The sequence below is a fragment of the Niastella sp. genome, from assembly GCF_045805085.1.
GTDB lineage: Bacteria > Bacteroidota > Bacteroidia > Chitinophagales > Chitinophagaceae > Niastella.
On record NZ_JBJMLX010000076.1, the window covers coordinates 1 to 19,862 of the forward strand.

At 45.8% G+C, this 19,862-nt stretch carries 12 protein-coding genes; 5 read left to right on the top strand and 7 right to left on the bottom strand.

Annotation, left to right across the window (positions count from 1 at the left end; genetic code table 11):
• The 7 genes from ACJ751_RS03380 to ACJ751_RS03410 all read right to left on the bottom strand — a co-directional run.
• A partial coding sequence (locus ACJ751_RS03380; RefSeq protein ID WP_407743963.1) for a carboxypeptidase regulatory-like domain-containing protein occupies positions 1-1,220 on the bottom strand: 1,220 nt, incomplete at its 3' end.
• Positions 1,221-1,374: 154 nt separating this feature from the next.
• The gene (locus ACJ751_RS03385; protein ID WP_407743964.1) at positions 1,375-2,562 is read right to left on the bottom strand and encodes a FecR family protein; all 1,188 of its coding nucleotides are present in this window, start codon (positions 2,560-2,562) and stop codon (positions 1,375-1,377) included.
• A 107-nt stretch (positions 2,563-2,669) separates the two neighbouring features.
• Positions 2,670-3,263 (bottom strand): RNA polymerase sigma factor, encoded by a 594-nt coding sequence (locus tag ACJ751_RS03390; RefSeq protein WP_407743965.1) that lies wholly within the window; start codon positions 3,261-3,263, stop codon positions 2,670-2,672.
• Between the two features lie 144 nt (positions 3,264-3,407).
• The gene (locus ACJ751_RS03395) at positions 3,408-4,571 is read right to left on the bottom strand and encodes an alpha-hydroxy-acid oxidizing protein (RefSeq protein WP_407743966.1); all 1,164 of its coding nucleotides are present in this window, start codon (positions 4,569-4,571) and stop codon (positions 3,408-3,410) included.
• 82 nt (positions 4,572-4,653) lie between these two features.
• Positions 4,654-5,412, bottom strand: coding sequence for a head GIN domain-containing protein (locus ACJ751_RS03400; RefSeq protein ID WP_407743967.1), 759 nt, complete (start codon positions 5,410-5,412; stop codon positions 4,654-4,656).
• A gap of 164 nt (positions 5,413-5,576) precedes the next feature.
• Positions 5,577-7,589, bottom strand: coding sequence for a penicillin-binding protein 2 (gene mrdA, locus ACJ751_RS03405; RefSeq protein WP_407743968.1), 2,013 nt, complete (start codon positions 7,587-7,589; stop codon positions 5,577-5,579).
• A 33-nt stretch (positions 7,590-7,622) separates the two neighbouring features.
• Positions 7,623-8,057, bottom strand: coding sequence for an EthD family reductase (locus ACJ751_RS03410; RefSeq protein WP_407743969.1), 435 nt, complete (start codon positions 8,055-8,057; stop codon positions 7,623-7,625).
• Positions 8,058-8,361: 304 nt separating this feature from the next.
• On the opposite strand from ACJ751_RS03410, the gene ACJ751_RS03415 reads away from it, so the two are divergent.
• From ACJ751_RS03415 to ACJ751_RS03435, 5 genes are all read left to right on the top strand, one after another.
• Positions 8,362-11,121 carry an RICIN domain-containing protein gene (locus ACJ751_RS03415; protein ID WP_407743970.1) on the top strand — a complete coding sequence of 920 codons (2,760 nt, stop codon included), beginning with the start codon at positions 8,362-8,364 and terminating at the stop codon, positions 11,119-11,121.
• A 493-nt stretch (positions 11,122-11,614) separates the two neighbouring features.
• A complete protein-coding gene (locus tag ACJ751_RS03420) occupies positions 11,615-12,049 on the top strand; it encodes a hypothetical protein (protein ID WP_407743971.1) in 435 nt (144 codons plus the stop codon).
• 110 nt (positions 12,050-12,159) lie between these two features.
• Positions 12,160-13,515, top strand: a complete 1,356-nt coding sequence (locus ACJ751_RS03425; protein WP_407743972.1) for a PKD domain-containing protein — start codon at positions 12,160-12,162, stop codon at positions 13,513-13,515.
• Positions 13,516-13,555: 40 nt separating this feature from the next.
• On the top strand, positions 13,556-15,268 hold the full coding sequence (locus ACJ751_RS03430) for a hypothetical protein (RefSeq protein ID WP_407743973.1): 1,713 nt from the start codon (positions 13,556-13,558) through the stop codon (positions 15,266-15,268).
• Positions 15,269-15,298: 30 nt separating this feature from the next.
• Complete coding sequence (locus ACJ751_RS03435; protein WP_407743974.1) at positions 15,299-19,861, top strand: hypothetical protein; 4,563 nt, start codon at positions 15,299-15,301, stop codon at positions 19,859-19,861.
• Position 19,862 lies beyond the last annotated feature (1 nt).

A 19,862-nucleotide genomic window follows, 5' to 3' on the forward strand; every position in this document is an offset into this window, starting at 1 on the left:
GACATGGTTTTGAGGTTTTTAAAATTGGCCGGGTTGGAAACGCTGAGCGTTGTATTCAGGTTTACCTGTGGCGTACCTCTTTTACCTCGTTTGGTTTCAATAACAATAACACCATTGGCAGCCATGGAACCCCAGATGGCAGCGGCTGCTGCATCTTTTAAAAAGGTAATGCTTTCAATATCGTTGGGGTTAAGGGTGCTGAGGATGGCGTTGCCGGTGGAATTGATGATCTTGGAGGTAGCAGGGTTTCTGTCTACCGATGCACTGGGTATGTTGGTGAGGTTTTGATCAATGGCCGGAAACCCGTCAATAACAATAAGCGGGGCAACCAGGCCGTTGGCATTAAGACCATTCGTACCTCTTACCTGGATGCGGTTGTTACGAACATCGAACAATACACCAGGCACTTTACCTTCCAGGCGCTCCATAATGTTGGTAGAAGGACTGGCTTCAATTTCTTTGGAACCTATCACATTGGCGGCGCCGGTTTGGGTGGCTTTGCTTTTTGACTGGTAACCGTTGTTCATGACTACTTCCACTTCCTTTTGCTCATCTGTAAAAGGCGCCATGCTCAGGTGCAGGGAAACCGGGGCGTTGGTTACTTTAACTTTTCTGTCAACCCGGTTATAAGTAACGTGTGTAATGATGATAGAGTAGGAGCCGGGGGGTACTTCGGGAAAGGAGAAAACGCCCTGCTCATCGGTATAGCTATACCGGGTACTGCCCTGATTGGCAGCAGTAAGCGCTACTGCTGCACCGCTTATGGGTTTACCGGTATTCTCCAGCAAAGTACCGCTAACGGTTTGCGGAGCGCCGGTGGCCTGATTCTGCGGAACCGTGTCTGTGCGGGCAATGGAGCGGTCCTGCTCTTTTTCCAGGATCACTACTGTATTTTTCACAATGCTCCAGCTCAAAGGCTGGTCTTTCAAACACAGGTTCAGTACTTCTTCAAAAGGGCGATTGCTTACTTCCAGGGTTACTGGTTTGGCATTGCGCAGCGCAGCATCTTTGTAAAAGAACTGGTAACCACTCTGTTTTTTTAACTGTCCCAATACAAATTCCAGGGGGCTGTTCTTTACATTCAATGTAATGGTTTGCGCATACGTGTTGGCCTGTAACTGTAAGCAGGTGGCCAGGATCAGAAAAGCCGTAAACTTCATCATCAACAGCGTTTTTAGTGATGGGTACGGCAATATTTTGCCGTTCGCCTGTAACTGCATAGTTTTGGTTGGTTTGGGTCATTCCGGATGGATCCGTTCAGACGGTTTAACAATAATTAAGTCTGCCCGACTTTTTATAAAAAATGATCCCGACTTACTCGCCGCTCCGAACGCCAATTCGGGGCGGTTTTTTCGGATCACTTGTCTCCGTTTGTTATTTACCACTCAACACGATCAATTTTCTTCCTTCCAGTTTAAAGCGTACACCCGTCATCTGTAAAATGGTCAACAGCTCTGTTAAGGTGGCTGTGCGGTCTATGCCACCGGTAAAAGTGTCGTTGGGACGATTGCCTGCATACACAATATCAATATCGTACCACCGGGCCGCATCGCGCAATACTTCTGTTATATCGCTGCGTTTGTAATCGAACAATCCATTCTTCCACGCCATCACTGTCTGAACTGGGATGGGGTGGGATGTTTGGGAGGAATGGGATAAGGATGCCTGTTCGCCAGGTTTTAAAATAATGTTTCCTAATTCTGACTTCACTTTTACAGCACCTTCCAATAAGGTTGTATTTACTGCCGGTTCGTCATCGTACGCGTTAATATTAAAGTGAGTACCTAATACTTCTACATTTCCCTCTCTACCTGCTGATACGAAATGTACGCTGAATGGTTTTCGGGGGTCCTTCGCTACTTCAAAATAGGCTTCACCGGTCAACGCTACTTTTCTTTCATTGGCGGCAAAAGCAGTCGGATAAGTAAGCGAGGTGCCTGCATTCATCCAAACCCTGGTACCATCGGGCAGGGTAAGCGTTACTACCCGGCTACCTCTCGGATTGTTCAATGTATTATAGGCGGTTGGCATGTTGCTGGCTCCTGTTCTTTCGTACGCCAGTTGACCGTCTTTCTCTTTTACCACGCGCATGCCGTTTTCTGTTGCCAGCGTTCCGCTTTGTGCCTGATCGAGCAAGATCTGTTGTCCCCCGGCCAGGGTCAAGGTCGCTTTGCTTTTATCGGGCGCTTTCACATCATTGGTGATCGCTGCTATATTTGGTTTAACCGGTCCTTTTGCTGTGGGCAGCGACAGGCGGTAAATTCCCAAACCAATCAGTACTACCACCGAAGCGGCAGCCATATAGGGCCATAGCTTTCTTTTTCTGCGCAGGGGCACTACCTGGTTTTCGTTCAGGATATTTTTCAGGATGGCAGCCGAGCGATCTTCTGCAACAACATGACCGGGTTGGTGATAGCGCATCCATGCGCCTTCCAACACCTCCTGTAATTGCGGGTCATCTTCCACTGATTCAATCAGTTGAAACAGTTCCTGCTTTTCAGCGGCTGTGCAATCGTCGGTTAATAATTTATCAAGTAGATCCTGTAGTCTTTGTTGAGACATGGCTTAAACGTGTTTCGGAAAGGTTATAAAAAGGTTATGGAATTGTGATCGTGTATAGGTGTGACAAACCGCCGGAAGGAGAAGTCTAGTCGCCCGAAAAATATTTTTTAAGTCATCATCATGGCTAACATCGGAACGAGGTAGATAAGAAGGGTAGGGAAGTGGAGCGCGATATATTCCCGGATGGCTTTCAGGGCCTGCACCATGTGATTGCGAACGGTGGAAGTGGAAATGCCGAGGGAGTCGGCGATCTGCTCGTAAGTAAGTCCCTGTTCCTGACCTAACTGGTACACCTTTCGTTGTTGGGGCGGCAGGTTGTTGATGGCCTGTTGCAGGGCGGTTCGCACTTCTTTGGCGGCGAGCAATTCATCACCCTGAACCCCTTCCGGCGCCAGTCGCTGCACTTCGTTCAGCAGCAGGGCTTCCCGGCTTTGGCGGCGTAATACATTAATAGCCGTGTTTTGCGCCATGCGGTACAGGTAGGCGTTAAAATTGTCGATGCCGGTAAGCAGGTTGCGGTCGCGCCAGATCTTTAAAAATACCTCCTGCAACACGTCTTCGGCAATGGTGGCACTGCCACTAAGGTGGAAAATAAAGGAGTAAAGCTTGTTCTTGTATTGCCGGAACAACTGTCCAAAGGCGATCTCATCGCCCTGCACTACCCGTATTATTAATTCATTGCCGTTGGTTGGTTGTTGCATCAATGCCGTTCTGAGGCCATAAAATTATTAAAAAGCAGGCTGTGAACGGCTTTTTCTTAATATCGGCGAAATAAAGCTGAGGAGGAGGGTTGCATAAAAAAAAGGCGTCAACCTGTGACGCCTCGTCTCAAATTTCGTGCGATCTTATTTGATAATATGCTTCGGCAGGTCATAGATCTTTTCACAACAAACCTGGTCCATTACCTGCTGCAATTGTGTTTTCAGCATAGCGATCACATGATTACCACCCTCATCGCCCAGGGCAGCTACGCTGTACATAAACGACCGGCCCATAAAGGTAAAATCGGCGCCACTGGCCATTACCCTCGCTACATCCGGACCTGAACGCAGCCCGCTGTCCATCATAATTTTTATTTTTCCTTTATAGCGATCGATGATCGGGTGCATCGATTTTATGGCCGACTGACCGGCATCGAGCTGCCTGCCGCCGTGGTTGGAAACTACAATGCCATCTACGCCCAGCTTGATGCACATTTCAGTATCGGCCTCGGTGGCAATACCTTTCACTACAATTTTTCCCTTCCATTTATCACGAATGGGGGCTATTTTATCCGCATTCAGTCTGCCGGCAAACGTGCGATTCATGAAAAGCCCCAGCTGTTTCATGTTTAATCCCTTTGGCATATAGGGCTTCAGCGTAGCAAAATTAGGCGTACCGTACATCAATGTTTTTAATGCCCACTCAGGTCGCGTCATGATCTGAAGAATGTTTTTCAGGGTCATTCTTGGCGGCATGGCCAGCCCATTGCGAATGTCTCTTGGTCTGAACCCGAATGATGGTACATCGCTGAGCAATACCAGCACGGGGTATTGGGCGGCTTCGAGCCGCTTTAAAATATCATCGCGCACCCCATCTTCGGCAGGGTGGTACAGCTGGTACCAGGCCCGGCCTTCCGTTATCTGGCTGATGGTTTCAATATCGGCTGTGGTAACTGTGCTCAGTATAAAGGGAATATTATGCTCCATGGCGGCTTTGGCAAGGATCTGCGGCGAATTGGGCCAGATAAGTCCCTGTAGCCCAACAGGCGCAATACCAAAAGGAGCATCGTACACATGACCGAACAATTCGGTTTGCAGGCTCGACCCTTTGTGTTTGCTCAAATAATAAGGGGCCAATTCCACCTCTCTGATCTCTGCCGTGTTTTTATGCAGGTTTACATCTTCATTACAGCCCCCATCGAGGTATTCAAAGGCAAATTTTGGGATTTTTCTCCTGGCTTTGTTGCGCAGGTCTTCAATTGACGGATAACTGGTGTTATACTTAACTACAGGAACTTGTTTACTCATTGACAATTTGATTTCAAATGCGTAAAAATAGTCCTTTTGTTGAAGCGGGCATCCTGCTCTATAGGCAAGGTAATGGATGATTTTAGCTTTTTTTGCTGATCCTGCCGGAACCGTGCACGGCTAATTTGGTTACCTGGGCATTGCCGCGGTATTCGATATTGCCGGAGCCGGTTATGGTAGCTTCAATTGAATTGCTTACGCTTACTTTAATTTCGCCTGAACCAGATACAACCGCGGCGCAGGTTTCGGTTTTCAATCCATAGGCGCTTACATTACCGGAACCGCTCAGATGGATGGTTTGTGTTTTTGCAGCACCGTCGGCGACTTCAAAGTTGCCGGAACCCGAAAAAACCATATTTGAACGGTCGGACTGCAAACGGGCGAGTTTCATATTGCCGCTGCCGCTTCTCAGGATAGAGATATTGGTTCCTTTAACGGTTCCGTTAATGGTCATATTTCCGGAGCCGCTTAAGCTAAGATCAATGTCGCCGGCGCCACCGAGATCAGATTCACAGGCGAGATTACCGGAACCGGATTTGTTAAGTACATCAAGATCTTTATAGGTAATCTCCAGTTTGATCTTTATGTCATGATAAAAACCTTTTTCCAGGGAGACCTTCAATCTGTTGCCGCTTGTTTCGGTAAGGATCTTTTTAGGATCAATATTCTCCGTAATGATCTTTACCGATGTTTCGTTTCCGTGCCGAAGTACGGCGTCGAAACTGCCGCCAATGTCCAATTTGATAAAGTCAGGAACTTTTCTGGTTTCTGTTTGCTGTGCTGAGAGGGCGCCTGCTGCCAGTAACGAACCCAACAGCAAAACGGTGGTAATAATTTTCATATGTTGTATATTAAGTTTATTGACTGGAAGCTGATTCAACGCATATGCCAATCTGTAAGACCTTACAGGCCAAAGGTTTCGGGAACAAAATTCTCCTTTAACTGTACGAAAGCGAACAATCTGGTGTACGGATTCGCGTAACTCCCGGGCAACGTTGCGGCCAATCAACGCTTTTTTCTTAATACCGGCGGAACAAACGGGGCGCCTGGTTTTAAGTAATTACGGATATAACTACTGTCCCTGGTAATTTTGAACCATTCAAACCCTCGTGTTGAATCGGCCTTATACTGCACTCTTGCAAGGTGAGTGGGCATCAGATCAGTAGCGGCAATCTCTTCAACCTTTCTAACCCGTTCGCCTGATAATGTATCCCGCAAGTACTTTTCTACTAAGAGCGACGCAATAGGGCCGGCCCATGTACCACCAGCACCTGCATTTTCCACAACAACTGCTATAGCGATCTTTGGATCTTCCCGGGGCGCAAAACATACAAAAGTGGAGTTCTCCTTTAGTTCATAACGTTTGCCGTCGAGCAGGATCATATTTTGTGCAGTGCCGGTTTTGGCGCAGATGTTAATTCCGGGAATGCGGGCAGTTTTGGCAGTTCCCTTTTCAACAACGTCCTGCATGCCGGCAGTCACCACATCATAAACATCAGGTGCAATGTGCGTAAGCACCTCGTGTTTTACGCGGTATTTTTTCAGCAGTGTATCGTTTGAATTCTCTGCTTCAATCCTGTTTACCAGGTGTGGGGTAAAATAAAAGCCCTTGTTGGCAATAAGACACATCGCATTCGCCATTTGCAGGGGAGTAGCCAGCATCTTATCCTGCCCTATCCCTAATCCTCCGCCCGTCATGGTACATGAATTCCATAAGCCGCGATATGCTTTATCATATTGACCGGTATCCGGCACATTGCCACCATCTTCGCTCGGCAGGTCAATTCCTGTTCTATGTCCCATACCGAAAGCCGACATATACGCTTTCCATGCTGTTAATCCCTTACGTGGATCATTATAAGCCGGGTTATCGATTGTCTTTTTAATAACATCCGAAAAAAAAGAGTTACAGGACCAGGCAATTGCCAATCTTAGATTGGCCGCATGCCCTGACTGTTTTTCCGTACAATTCAATGGGCGGTTACAACCGTAATAAGTTCCGTGACAGTCATAGCTACTGGCAGATGTAATGAGGCCTTCTTCCAGGGCAATTAATGCCCCCATCGGTTTATAAGTTGAACCAGGGGGGTATTGTCCTTTGATGGCTCTGTTTAACATAGGGCTTGCCACATCCAGCACCAACCGCGAATAATTTTTTTGCCTGGATGGACCGGCCAGATCATTAGGATTAAAATCGGGGCTGGATGCCATAGCCAGTACGCCTCCGGTTTTGGGATCAAGCGCAACAACGGCGCCCACTTTTCCCCTCAGCAGCTTTTCGGCCAGCATTTGTAGCTGTATGTCAAGACACGTATGTAGATTACGCCCGGCAACCGCAGCCGTATCGTAGCTGCCATTCTCGTAACTGCCTACTAACCTGTTTAGGTTATCTTTTAGCAGGTATTCTACGCCACGCTGTCCCATGAGAACATTTTCATATGTACTTTCCAGGCCAGAGCGGCCTACATAATCGCCGATCCTGTAGAATCCGCCCGACCGTTTAATGATTGCCGAATCTGCTTCTCCAATATAGCCCAGGAGATGGGCGCCGGCATTGTATGGATAAACACGCACAGGTCGTTCAACTAAAGTGAAACCAGGGTACTTCCATATATTTTCATCTAAACGGACATGTACAGCTTCAGGCAGCAGTGGCGCGAACAGGGATGGACGGTAACCACCATTCCTGATACGGGCATCGCGAAGGCGTTTATTGAATTCTGCCACGTCAATACCCAGTAATGCGCAAAGCTCTGTAGTGTCAACTGCCCTGACTTCCTTTGGTGTTACAACCAGGTCATACAGGATGGCATTGTTTAATATGGCCTTACCGTTACGATCGAAAATAATGCCTCTGCCCGGGTACTTTACTTTTGGAAATACAGCGTTATTGAAAGCGTCCCGGCGATACTTGCCCGAAAGCACCTGCAGGTTAAATAACTGGACCAGGATAATAATAAATACGCTGATCAGAATATACCGGATAATATTGGTGCGCGAGTGGTTGAAGGTTGCCATTGAAAGACAAACGATTTTTAGGGATTCTATTCTTTACTTTGCGGCAGGGTATACCACCTGTTTAATTTCACTAATTTGTACAACAGGCTGAATGTTGGTGTAATTTTTAAAGTCACTGATAACGGCATCTCTATTTTGTGCGATTGCTTTATTATATTCAGCAACATCATTAATGTAGAAATAACCTATAGCCGCAAAAGGAACTTTGTCATTGGGGGTTCTGCCTGCTATGCCCTTATCAATTTCATAAAATTTCAAATTTTTGCCTAAAAATCCAGCTACCATTGGCATGTGTTTTTTTTCATAATAGTCCATGTCAAAGGTTTTATCTTCCCCATTCGGATAAAGTATTGCCACCTTAAACATTCCAATTTCTGTTGTAGATGAGTGGTTCATTTGACTGGTTTTGCAATTTGTAAAGCCTGTAATGGCGAAGATCAGCAGGAAGAAATTCATTTTAGTTGTCATGTAACTAAATATTTTTTTTCATCAGTAAGTTTAATGGTCACCAATACTTAAATGTAAGCATTGTTACTTATATGCCCATCATATATCAAATGCGGTAATTTGTGCGCTTATGGCTTAAAAATCCGAAAACCACCCCCTTTTTATACTGAAATCTCCCCCCTGTTTCCTTTTATATGATAATATTTTTGATAATAGCCCCAGGAAATTCAAACCCTTAGAATTTGGTTACAGCTATGATCTCCTAAGCACTATATAACGGCTGTTCATTTCATCTAACGATTGGTAAAACCAAAAAGCAAAACATATGGGAAAATTCAGGCCTAACAAATGCTTGCTATTGCTGCTATTTTCTTTTCTTTTATTAAAATATGTAACCGCACAAACTTTTGTTCATCCCGGCGGTCTGCATACGCAAACCGACCTTGACCGGATGAAAACAAAAGTAGCTGCCGCTGCGCATCCATGGATAGACGACTGGAATGTGCTGATAACTGATTCAAAAGCAAAAAACACATATTCCGCCGCCCCGCAGGCAAATATGGGCGCCAGCCGTCAGCGGGCCGATGCGGATGCGCATGCTGCTTATTTGAATGCTTTGCGCTGGTATATTTCAGGTGATACTACTTTCGCCGCCTGTGCTGTACGTAATTTAAACGGGTGGAGCGCTGCCGTGAACCAGGTACCAACAGGAACAGACATTCCCGGCTTAATGGGCATTGCCGTTATGGATTTTGCAATAGCAGCAGAAGTGCTGCGGTTGTATCCGGGCTGGGCTTCTTCAGATCTCAGCCGGTTTAAAAATATGATGAGCACCTGGTTGTATCCCGTTTGTCATGATTTTCTTACCAATCACAATGGTACCTGCGACAGTCATTACTTCGCCAACTGGGATGCCTGCAATATAGGCGCGCTCATAAGTATGGGGGTGCTGCTTGATGATACGGCCAAATTCAATGAAGGCATAAATTATTTTAAAACAGGCGCCGGTAATGGGGCCATCACCAATGCTGTTTATTATATTCATCCCAATGGTATGGGTCAGTGGCAGGAAAGTGGCCGTGACCAGGCACATGCTATGCTTGGACTTGGATTTCTTGCCTATGCCTGCCAGGTAGCGTATAATCAGGGTGTTGACCTGTTTGCTTACAGCAGTAACAGGTTACTGGCGGGAGCAGAATATAATGCTGCTTATAATCTTTGGAAATGGGTGCCTTACAAGCCGTATAATAACTGCGATAATGTAAACATGTTTTACCTGGCCACCAACGGGCATGGCCGTTTCGATAATAAACCCATATTTGAACTGCTCTATAATCATTATGCAGTATTGAAAGGTTTACCTGCGCCGAATGTAAAAGCTGTTTCAGACATTTTGCGGCCCGAAGGCGGCGATCTGGACCACCTGGGATATGGAACTTTAACTTTCACACTGAATACAACTTCTTCTCCGTATCCGCCTTCGCCAATGGCGCCTGTTCCTACTGCGCTCACTGCAACGCCCGGTTCGGGGCGGGTGTTTTTAAAATGGGCTTCCAGCGGCATTACGGCACAGGGATATAATGTGCTGCGTGCCACTTCATCTGGCGGCCCCTATACCACCATCGCTACCTGGACGCGTGATACTTATTGCGAATACACCGATGAAAATGTTGCCAATGGTACAACTTACTATTATGTGGTAAATGCTTTAAATCAGTCTGGCACAAGCGCTAATTCTTCACAGGTAAGCGCTACACCAGTTGCAACCGGCGCCTTGCCATCGGGCTGGTCACGGCAGGATATTGGTACCGTAAGCGCGGCTGGCGGTGCAGGTTTTGCCAATGTGGTAGACAGCACCTTTATTGTGGCCGGTTCAGGTACGGGTATTGGTGGTACGGCCGACTCGTACAGTTATGCCTATACAAGCTTAACCAACGACGTTACTATTACAGCACGGTTATATAAGATAACCGGCACCTTAAGTAAAACGGGTTTGATAATGCGTGAATCGCTCAGTTCAAATGCAACGGCATTGGCCGTAACACTGGGTGATGTAGGCTGGCGTTATGCCCGGTTTGGAGTGAGAGGTTCAACTGGTGGTAATACCACATGGACAGATGGCGATCAATTTACATGGACGCCGGTATGGCTCAGATTACAAAGGTCGGGTAATACATTTACGGCTTATCAGTCATTAGATGGGGTAGCCTGGTTTACGATGGGGTCAGCTACCGTATCTATGGCTTCCACTTATTATGTAGGGCTTGCCGCCTGTTCGGGCAGCAGTACCGGGGCTATCGACAGCAGCGGTTTTGATAATGTAAGCATTACAGCAGGAACGGCTCAGCCAATTCCCAATGGGATCTATAAGATCTTTGCAAAACACAGCAACAAACCAATGGAGGTTTACAACAATGGTACTGCGAATGGTTCTAACGTTGATCAGTGGAGTGCAAATGATTGCCCCTGTCAAAAATGGCAGGTAACTAATATGGGTGGTGGTAAGTATGCCATTGTGGGGCTTTCAAGTGGTAAATACCTCGATGTAAATGCCGCCTCTACTGCCGATGGCGCCAATGTTCAGCTATGGCAGTCAACCGGCGGCGACAACCAGCGTTTTTATTTTACGCCTGCTACGGATGGTCATTATCGCATTACGCCCGTACACAGTGGCAAAGCGGTGGAGGTATACAGTAATTCAACTGCCGATGGCGGCAATGTTGATCAATGGACCTGGAATGGCGGCGACAATCAGCAATGGAAGCTGGTTACTGTTACTGCTTCCACTACTTCTGGCACAAGAACTGATCAAAGCACTCCTGCCACACCCGTTCCGGATGCTTTGTTAAACGAGGTGATCGTTTATCCAAATCCACTTATAACCCAGGTTACGGTAAAACTGAGTGATGAGTTTGTGAATGGCGCTACTGTATTGCTCACCGATGTTACCGGCCGGGTATTACAATCACTTTCGGTAAAAGGTTCACAGTATGTGTTGACGTTAAACGGGATCCCAGCCGGTATTTACTTTGTGAAGATCAGTAATGGAACAAAAACTGTTATAAAAAAGATTGTAAAAGAATGATCAAACATCAGTAGTTTATAGGTTGATACATGTTCATGTACAAGAGCAGGAGGGGTATCTACCCCTCTTTTTTTTGGTGCCTGCCTTACACGTCTATTGCCGGAATCTGCACGAAAAACGGTAAAATCTGCACACTTATCAACTTGGCTTGCATAAATAAGAAGTTTAATATAGTTTTGCGCCTGTAAGTGTTATATCATATAATGATATTCGTTAGATAGCTATGAAAACCATGACCCTATCGTTATCCTTAGTAAATTCTACGGTTGTTAATACCACGCAGGCGATTAGTATATACACTAAGTGTTATCTGCTTCTCTAACGGGCTATTCTTCGTAACAGGTAAACATACCTGCTTCCATTAGTCTTGCTGTTATACCGACAGTTTCTTTTAGAAGCTAAACGATTGTATTCCCTTCGTTAACGCATAGTTATGTCTGTTGGCTAACCGGCAGATAAAATTCAGTTTAAATTTTTAATCATAAATATCCAAATGAAAAAGTTCAGTATCATTTCGGCCCTTGCATTATCAGCGCTTGTGTATTCCTGTAAAAAGGACAATGATTCCAAAACAGAAGAACCCATGAAGAAGCCCGCAGACCTTATTGTAGGACACTGGGGCTGGGTTGTTGCAAAAGAATATGTAACCAGGTGGACAGGCGTTCATGAAGATACGACTTACCGTTATTTTGGCGCACAGGATTCGATGATCTTTGAGCCGAATGGAAGGGTGATTACACGTGTTTTATCTCGTAATTATATAGATACCAGCTCGTATCGTTTTATTGCTGATTCTACGCTTATCATGTGGGACGATACCGTTAAACTATCGGTTATAACCGCAAATAATCTGACCATATATTCGAAGGATACAATTTTTGGTAACTCTGGTGGCCTTAGAGGTAACTGGAGCGTATTGAAAAAATAATAAAAGCATCAAAGGGTACAAGGCCACAGGACAGGTCATGTACTCTTTTTTCATGGCGTGAAGTGCCATTGTACTAATAGTTTATACCCTTATACCCCTAAATCTCAACCTTGAGAAAGCCCGTAATAAAATACTTCGTGTATTTAGTGCTGTTGTATGCGCCAATAGCAGCCTGTAAAAAAGAACAGGAAACAGCTTTAAGCGTTGATTTCGCATATGCCATTGTGAACAACGATCTTTCTGCACCGGTAAAGATAAATTTTGCCAATAATACAACCGGGGCTACCCATTTTAAATGGACGTTCACCGGTGGCGAACCTGCAAATTCCGATAAAAAAGACCCGGGAACGATCATCTTTGCCACTGCCGGCAATTGTTCGGTTACGCTCGAAGCCTGGAATGATGACAACCGCAATTCCAAAACAGTGGACATCCTGATAGATAGTTCTGTAATTATTGGGTTCGAGGCACGACCTCAGGTAAATGATTTTGTTCCGGCCGATGTAAAGATCATTAATAAAAGTACCGGTGGCATTAGTTATAAGTGGACATTCGAAGGCGGCCAGCCGGCTACATCTACGGCAAAAGATCCCGGTGTCATAAAATTCAATACACCAGGCGATCATACGCTTACCCTGGTAGTAAATAATGGCCGTAAAGATTTTACGGTTTCTCAGGTGCTGGTTCTGCAACCTGCTTTGCTGCCGGCTTTTACGATCATTCCTTCTTTAGACGACAATGATTATGAAGCGCCGTTAACGGCAACGCTCAATAATGAGACCGTTAGTGGCCTGCACTGGAAATGGACAACTACCGGTGGTACTATAGATAATGATACTGCCCGGAAACCATCCATTCATTTTATTGCAGCAGGTTCTTATACCATTACGCTGACTGCGGGTAACGACAAAGAAACAAAGTCTGTTCAGCAGACTATTAATGTATTACCAAACAACAACCTGCGCATGTTCAGCGATGTTCGGTTTGGAATTAATACGGCTCATGGCTCTATTGGCTGTTTTTTCTCTACCAGACTGCAACGCAGTTTTAAAGCGGCAGACGACCTGTCAGTTGCAGGAAAAGATATTGACCTTGTGTTTTTTGGGTTGAACCAAAACTTTACCTATAACCGCTTTGTTTCGCCCGATTCGGCTGACAGCTACACTTTTGACGCTATTCCGGGCGCTCAACCGGCCTCCATTATTAATTCTCAGGAACAATGCGGTTGCCCTTCCAATCTTACAGTGGCTGATTTTAATACAATGACAAACGATGCGCTGCTGGCGGCAATGCCGGTAGATTTTACCTCAGGTGGATGGATGCAATTCACAAACAATATACAGCCCCTGGTGGTACTGTTTAAAACCAGCGATGGCCGCAAAGGCGCAGTTAAAATAAAACAGTTTGTACAGAACGGCTCCGATTCATACATTATAACAGATATAAAGGTTCAGAAAACGCCATGACACAGGACCATGAAGCCCCTAAAACGAAACCCTGAACGCTATGCAAAAAATTGTACCCCGCCTTTTATTCATCATATTGGTTATTTATTGTAACAAGGGTATTGCCCAGCAGGTAGATATTGAAGGTTTGAAAAATGTATTCAAAGCTAAACCCGTCCGCTTTAGCGGGGGCATAGCCGCGAACGCTGCTTTTTATAGTGGTAACGGCAATTATGGTCGTGCACCGTTCACCTGGTTCTTACAGGGTAATCTTAATGCCAATATATTCGGTAAGATCAACCTGCCTTTTTCTTTTAACCTCACCAATGCCGGTCATGGGTTATCGTACCCCACACCGCCTAACCGGTTGAGTTTGCATCCTACTTATAAGTGGATAGCCGTGCATATCGGCGATGTGGCTATGAGTTTTTCGCCATACACATTAAGCGGTCATCAGTTCACCGGCGTGGGGGTTGACCTAACGCCGGATGGTCCGTGGAGAATAAGCGCCATGTATGGCCGCTTGCGAAAGGCAGTACAGTACGATAGCGCTTCAGGTATTATCCCGGTGTACAAGCGCATGGGTTATGGCGCCAAATTGGGTTATAATCAAAAGTGGTACCGGCTCAGCATCTCAGCATTTGCAGCGAAAGATATACAAAGCAGTTTGTCAACACCACCTGACAGTCTCCTTATTTTTCCCGGTAAAAACATGGCCTTACATTACGAGGCAAGCGTACAACCGCTGAGAGGATTGGAGCTTACTGCCGGGTATGCTACAAGTGTTTTAACCCGTGATATCCGGGATACCACAGAAGATCATAACAAGGGATTTACAAATGTCTTTGCAGGTGGAAATGGCTCTACTGCTGTTTATCATGCCCTGAAAACCCAGTTGAATTACAATTTTCGTAAAAGCACCATTGGCGCCGGGTACGAACGTATAGACCCCGGCTACCAGACCTTTGGAACTTATTATTTCAATAACGACCTGGAAAATATAACCGTGAACCTGGCGCAAAGTTTCTTAAGAGATAAAGCAAGTGTTTCTGCAAATGTGGGCTTCCAACGCGATAACCTCGATAACAGCAAATCCGGAACTACCCACCGGATGGTGGGCGCGCTTAATATAAATTATGCGCCATCAGAAGGATGGCAGACCAGTTTTAGTTATTCCAACTTTCAGACCTACATGAGTATTCGTCCGCAGTTTGAATACATTAACCAATTGCCCTATCAGCAAATGGATACGCTGAACTTTACCCAGATCTCGCAAAACGCCAACCTGAATGTAAATGTGCTCACCAGAAAAAGCGGGCAGCAAATGCATTCATTGAACATGAACCTGAACTTTCAGGATGCATCGGACGATCAGGGGGGCACTGTTGCCAAAGGCAACAGCTCGCAGTTTTATAACATGGCTACTTCTTACGGTATTCAGTGGTTACAGCAGGGTATAAACCTTACCGCAGCATATAACGTAAGCTATAACACCATTGCCCGAAATGACTTTATGACCATGGGTCCTACAGTAAGCTTTATGGCGAGAATGTTTGAAAAGAAATTGTCATCCGGATTGTCTGCTTCATACAATTTCAGCAAACAGGATAATATTCAAATAAGCAGTGTGCTGAGTGTACGCCTGAATGCATCCTATACGGTGTTCAAAAAACACCGGTTGAACCTGAACCTTGTCAATCAAATTCGCGAAACACAAAAAACTAAAAATACTACCGATCTCACGGGCACCATGGGGTATAGTTATAGTTTTTAAATAGTGAGTAGTATTAATTAAATGTACGCTATGAAACGTTTTTGTTTTGGTTTATTGCTGCTGCTTTGTTTCTCCATAGCAAAGGCGGCGGGGCCGGAAGCTGATAGCAGTAATAAGAAAGTTTATACAGGTGATAATGCAACCAATCAGGGTTTTGCTGATTCTGCTGCCATTAAATCAATGGCCATAAGTGCTGTGCAGAAAGTGGAGCAGTCTGACAAATGGCTTGAGATGCTGCAGCCCGATGATTTGAACGAATTGCCGGTAGGCCTGCGCAGAACCATCAACAACATTGAATATAAAATAGCGATAAGCAGCGCTGTGTTCCATGAAACGTATGCAGAACTTACCGCATTTGCAAAAGTGACCATTCCGCAACGCGATGAGCCTTTATTCTTTGGCATTAACTCGCTTAAACTTTCTTATCGCGGTGGTATTGTCGGCGATGCAAAACTGGTATTGCTGGGTGATTGTAATATACCCATTCATGGCGGTAATGCCACGTTGATCCTGAAAGGTGGGTTCAATATGCAGAACGGACAGGCGCAATCGGGTCTTACGTATCTTACTATAGACTGTAATGGGTTTAAAGAGTTAAGTGTAGCAGCCCAGGTTGAATTTCCCCGTTCATTGCTGATACCCTGCGATAACAATGGAAGTATGATCGCCGATCCGAAAGCCAAAGTGAGCGCCGGGTTTCAGGCTGTCATAAGTGACTGGAACGATATCCTGATCGCTGTTAGTTTGCCAAAATTCCAGGTAAATAAACTGGAAGGGATCGTGTTTACTGTAACGAATGCTGTTTTCGATTTCAGCGACACCCGTAATAGTCCTGATGTGATTTTTCCTTTGGGATACGAGGCACGGTACTTACACTATCCCAATCCTTATTTGTGGCGGGGCGTGTATATACAAACCATCGATATTGAACTGCCTAAAATGTTCAGGCGTGCCGGTTCAACGGGGCCGGTCTCTTTTGGTGGGCACAATATGATCATTGATAATAATGGGGTAAGTGGTACTTTTTCCGGAAAGGGCATCTTGCCCTACCAGGCAGGCTCTGCATCGGGCTGGCATTTTTCGGTTGATGATGTTAGTATCGGGTTGGAAGCAAATCATCTGGTAGCTGCTTCTTTTAGCGGTAATCTGGGATTGCCGGTAGCCGATAAAGACTCGCTCGAATACGAAGCTGTTATAACGGAAGATAATAAGTACTGGCTTACGGTAAAACCAAAGAAGCAACTCGATTTTCACCTCTGGCAGGCCAGGGTAGACCTGGACTCCAATTCATATATAAAGTTGCTTGTTGACAACGGAAACTTCAGACCTGAAGCTAATTTATGCGGCCGCATGACGATCTCTGCCGGTAATGGGTCGGGTTCTTCCATTGCCGAACTGAAAGCGATCACCTTTCGTAATATGCGGTTAAAGACCGTGAGCCCATATTTTACGGTCGATTATTTTGGTTATAACGGTGAGATCAAAATTGCAAAATTCCCGGTATCAATTGATAGCATCGTACTGGTTGCCAATGCTACCAGGGCCGATCTGTCGTTTGGGGTAAAGCTTACGCTGTCTGAAAACGCCTTCAAAGCTTCTACCCGGTTAAATATTGCATGCACTTATAACCAACAGAATGGTTTCAGTAACTGGAAGTTTGAAAAAGTTTCCCTGTCGAAAATAAAGATCGACAATGCAAAGATCGGCGGGCTTACTCTTAATGGTGAGATTGATTTTTTGCAGGATGATCCCACTTATGGCGATGGTTTTGCCGGCGGCATCACGGCAAATTTCGATGCGCTGAATAAGGTGGAAGTAAAAGTGCGTTGTATGTTTGGCTATAACAAATTCCGGTACTGGTTTGTAGACGGTTCTGCTAAATGGGGGGAAGGATTTCCGGTGGCCGGCGCCTTACGAATAAACGGATTTTCAGGCGGGGCCTATTACCGCATGAGTAAAATGAATGCAGCATCGGGTACTACGCTTGATAATATGCCGAATTATAAACCCGACTCCATATTGGGGCTTGGGATAAAGGCCGGGGTGTTCTTCAATGTAATGAAACCGGAAGCCATACAGGGGATGGCTGAATTTGAAGTGGCCTTTAACCGCGGCGGCGGTATGAACTATATCGGTTTCTTTGGCAATGCCAAGTTCATGGGCAAGTTGCCCGGTGTAGCCAACAAGTTAATGGAGAAGTCTGCCGGCCTGTTCAATAAAATTGAAAATACGGTAAGCAAACAACTGGAAGGATTGTCGGACGCCGCTAAACTTGATAAAATAGAAGAACTGCAAAAACTCAAGATCACCAATCCGCAACAGGCGGGCAGGGAGATACCACCGGATGAGGATATGAATATGTCGAATGGTATTTCAGCCTATGTAGGTATGTTCTATGATTTCCAAAGTAGTACTTTCCACGCCAACTTCGACCTGTATGTAAATGCAGCCAAAGGATTGTTACAGGGTATTGGTGATAATTACCGCGCCGGATGGGCGGTTATGCATTTTGCCCCTTCGGAATGGTATGTATATATGGGAACGCCTACCGACCCAATTGGCATTCAGTTCGGTTTGGGTGGTTTTAAAATAAAGACGCAATCGTATTTCATGCTGGGCACCAATATACCGGGCTCACCTGCACCACCACGTGAGGTGGCCGATATTCTGGGTATGGACGTAGATCAGCTTGATTATATGCGCGATGCCAATGCCCTGGGCCAGGGACGGGGTATTGCATTTGGTTCAAGAATATCTATAGAAACAGGCGATATTACTTTTTTAATACTGTATGCCAATTTCAAAGCAGGCCTTGGTTTCGATATGATGCTGAAAGATTATGGCGATGCGCATTGCGAGGGTAGTACCAGTCCTATAGGGCTCGATGGCTGGTATGCCAATGCCCAGGCTTATGCCTACCTGCAGGGCGAACTGGGCGTTAAAGTAAACCTGTGGTTCCTTAAAACGCGTATTCCCATTATACAGGGCGCCGCTGCTGCTTTAATGCAGGCGCGCCTGCCAAATCCCTCCTGGTTTGCAGGGTACCTGGGTGTGAGATTTAATTTACTCGGTGGTTTGGTGAAAGGGAACGTGCGGTTCAAGGTAGAAGTGGGGAACGACTGTAAGATCGTAGCAGGGGGAGGCGAAACAACGCCGGTAGGCATTGCGGTTATTTCAGACATTACGCCCAAAGAAGCTGCGCAGGTAGATGTGTTTGCTGCGCCGCAGGCTGCCTTCAATTTTGCCATTGGAAAGGATATTCCTATTTCCGATGATAAAGGCAGCAACCACACCTATCGTATTCAACTCGATCAGTTCGACCTTGCGGCAAATGGAAAGACCATAGCCGGTAAGTTGAAATGGAATACCAATAACGATGCGGTTACCTTTTATTCAAATGAGATCCTTCCGCCTTCTACATCGGTAACGGCCACGGTGAAAGTAAGTTTCAAAGAAAACCAGGGCGGCGGCTGGCAAACTGTGTATATGGATGGAAAGAAAGCCGAAGAGGCCCGTACGCTTTCTTTCACTACGGGTACAGCACCTGAAAGTATTCCGTTAAGTAATATAAGTTACTCCTGGCCGGTTGTAGATCAACAGAATTTTTATGCCGGTGAAACCAACCAGGGCGTTGTTCAGTTAAAGAGGGGACAACAATATTTATTTTCCATCCCTGGTTATATTCCGCAGTTGATGGTACGTTCAACAAACGGGGGAACGGCTACCAAACTGCCGTTCACCTATGATGCAAATGAATGCCGTTTGCGGTTTAACATCTTTAAGGTGCAAAACAACGCCCCCTATGAGCTGGTGTTGCAAAGTGTTCCTGCTACCAGCTCTGCCGGCGATACGGGTGGTTTTGTAACCAGTACTACCACAACCGATGGCGGCGACAGCGTGCAGATAACAGGCAACAGTGCAACGAATGTGGTGCGCGCCGATACCGGTAAAACCTTACTGAATTACACATTCCACAGCAGCCGGTATGGCACGTTTGCCGAAAAAATGCAGAATATGCAGCCCGGCAACAGTACAGTAAGTGTTTTGTCTTCCGATCTGTTCACCCTGCAGCAGGGGGTAACAGGCGCCGAACCGCTTGATCTGAGCGAACTCACCGGCACCGATTACACCGGTAACGTTCCGCTGGTGCAACCTTTGGCTATAACCGATGATGAGTTTTTCAGGTCGTTTATATATCCGCTCAACTACAAAAATTACCCGGTTGCCGGAAATATTGTCATCAGTAAACGAGACACGGCCGAACTCGGTTTTGTTCCCGTTCGTTCATTGCCGGTATCGCTCGCTTATCAGAGCCTGGTAAGCCAGGGCAATTTTACCGATCGGGCGGTAACAAACTATCTGCCTTACTTATACGATCTGCCCCGGATATATAAAGAAGATTTCATGGACCTGCAATGCCAGGTAGTAAGCAGGTTCCTTGGCACCCAGCAACAAAAAGATTACGAATGGCTGATCAATGGATTCTATCCAATGATGAAACCCGGATATTATAAAGTGAATTATCAGTTTGTAATGCCGGGCGGCATAAAAGGCAGTTCGCACATTGTTCAATATTATAACCCGATCCGATAAG